Source organism: Rhodoferax sp. RT5P35, assembly GCF_056521385.1.
The window spans coordinates 1-1,944 of the sequence record NZ_JBWMAX010000049.1 but is presented as its reverse complement, the minus strand read 5'-3'; the positions used below and the strand labels follow the sequence as shown (position 1 = coordinate 1,944).

Genomic DNA, 1,944 nt, shown 5'->3' with positions numbered 1-1,944 from the left:
GGCCCAGGCCGCCCGCCTGGTGCGCGACATCCACCCGGTGCAAGTGGCTCCCTGCTGGACGCTGATGCTGGCCTTCCCCCAGGCCATGCAGCCCACCATGGCCCACCTGGGCCCGCAGTGGAACGCGGCACGCAGCAACCACCACCGCATCGCCTGGCTGTCGCGCGAATCCAGCAAACCCGGGCGCGGCGGCATCGAGCGCTGGACGGTGCAGGCCAGCGCCGCCTGGTCGCTGGAGCACCTGGAAGACGATGCCCCGCGCATCCAGGCCAAGCTGCTCAAAGCCTTCACCGAAGTCACCGGCATCCGCGCCGAACCCGCGCACGCCGCGGTGCACCGCTGGCGCTACGCCCAAACCGTGCAGCCCCTGGGCCGCAGCCACCTGTGGGACGAAAAATCCAGCATCGGTGCCTGCGGCGACTGGTGCATAGGCCACCGGGTGGAAGACGCCTTTATCTCCGGCCTGGAGATGGCGCTGGCGATTGCCTAAAAGCAGCTACACCGGACGGTTCGCCCCGTCCCCTACGGGCCCGCTGCATGCGGGCTCTTTGGTTGCGGCCCTGGCCAGCTGGCTCGATGCCCGCGCCCATGGCGGCACCTGGCTGGTGCGCATTGAAGACGTGGACACGCCGCGCTGCCTGCCCGGCATGGACGCGCTCATCCTGCAGCAGCTCGCCACCTGCGGCCTGCACCCAGACGCTCCGCCCACCTACCAATCGCACCGCAGCCCCCTGTACCAACAGGCGCTGGACCAGCTGGTGGCCAGCGGCTGGGCCTACCCCTGCGCCTGCTCGCGCAAAGAGATCGAAGCCGCCTGCGCCGCCCAGGGCCAGGTGCGCCACCGCAACGCCGAGCTGGTCTACCCCGGCACCTGCCGCAGCGGCCTGTGGGGTCGGCCCGCGCGGGCCTGGCGGCTGCGTACCGAAGAATTTAAAGAAAATCAGCCTCCAGCGCTCATTCCATCAGCGCAAACAGCTATCAAATCCATAGTAGGCAACGTACTCACCTGGCACGACCGCCTGCTCGGCCCGCAGCAGCAAAACCTGTCCGAAGAGGTCAGCGACTTCGTGCTGCGCCGCGCCGACGGCCTGTGGGCCTACCAGCTCGCCGTGGTGGTGGACGATGCAGCACAAGGCATCACCCACGTGGTGCGCGGCCAGGACCTGGCCGACAACACCCCCCGCCAGATCTGGCTGCAACAGGCCCTGGCCCTGCCTACGCCGCAGTACCTGCACACACCGCTGGTGCTGGGGCCGAACGGCGAAAAACTCTCCAAGCAAAACGGTGCCCAGGCGCTGGACCTGGCCCAGCCGCTGGCGGCGCTGAATGCGGCGGCGGGGGTGTTGGGATTGGCGGCTTGCGGTGGGGATGTTGCCAGCGCCCTGGGGCAGTGGATGGAGCAATGGCAACACCGTTGAACGGCTAGGATTTTTGGATTAGCGCACGAGAGAATTGGAGCTTTTCATGCAGTTATCGCCCGCCCAACCCGTAACGGAAGTCGCTGTGGAACCGCTTCTTCCGCTGCCATTGTTTGTGACAAAGGCTGGTTTTCTAAAGGATGAAGTCCGGATGACTGCAGAGCAATTCAACCTGGCACACGCAGATTGGATAACGCTGCAACAACAACATATTGACGAACACGGCCTATGGTGCGGCGACGTGAAGACTTGGTAGAACGCGTCCGCTGGCAAGCCTGCCCATGACCCATGCACCAGAGCTACAACACCTCCCCTTTACCGCCCTGGACCGCCACCAGCGCATGGTGCAAAAGGTGGCCACCATCGACCCCCAGCGCCAGAAAATCATCCTCATCCAGCCCCGCGACCGCTGGCTGTACGCCTCGGGTCTGCGCGAGAAGCGGCTGCCGGGCTACCTGTGCATCTTTGCCCATGCCACGCCGCACAGCGTGCAAGGCATTGCCGATGGTGCGGTGCTGGCGCAGCT

At 66.0% G+C, this 1,944-nt stretch carries 3 protein-coding genes and 1 pseudogene; all 4 read left to right on the top strand.

Features of this window, described 5'->3' with window-relative positions:
* Positions 1-490, top strand: a 490-nt coding sequence (locus tag AC097L_RS23405; protein ID WP_479589139.1) for an NAD(P)/FAD-dependent oxidoreductase, incomplete at its 5' end; no start/stop codon positions are given.
* A complete protein-coding gene (gene gluQRS, locus AC097L_RS23400; protein WP_479589138.1) occupies positions 483-1,418 on the top strand; it encodes a tRNA glutamyl-Q(34) synthetase GluQRS in 936 nt (311 codons plus the stop codon). The genes AC097L_RS23405 and gluQRS, both read left to right, overlap by 8 nt.
* A 46-nt stretch (positions 1,419-1,464) precedes the next feature.
* The gene (locus AC097L_RS23395) at positions 1,465-1,674 is read left to right on the top strand and encodes a hypothetical protein (RefSeq protein WP_479589137.1); all 210 of its coding nucleotides are present in this window, start codon (positions 1,465-1,467) and stop codon (positions 1,672-1,674) included.
* Between the two features lie 25 nt (positions 1,675-1,699).
* A pseudogene (locus tag AC097L_RS23390) lies at positions 1,700-1,944 on the top strand (hypothetical protein); the annotation flags it as partial.

Bases quoted from the DNA above. Each gene is read 5' to 3' on its own strand.
- AC097L_RS23395 (WP_479589137.1), top strand. From the start codon at position 1,465: ATGCAGTTATCGCCCGCCCAACCCGTAACGGAAGTCGCTGTGGAACCG.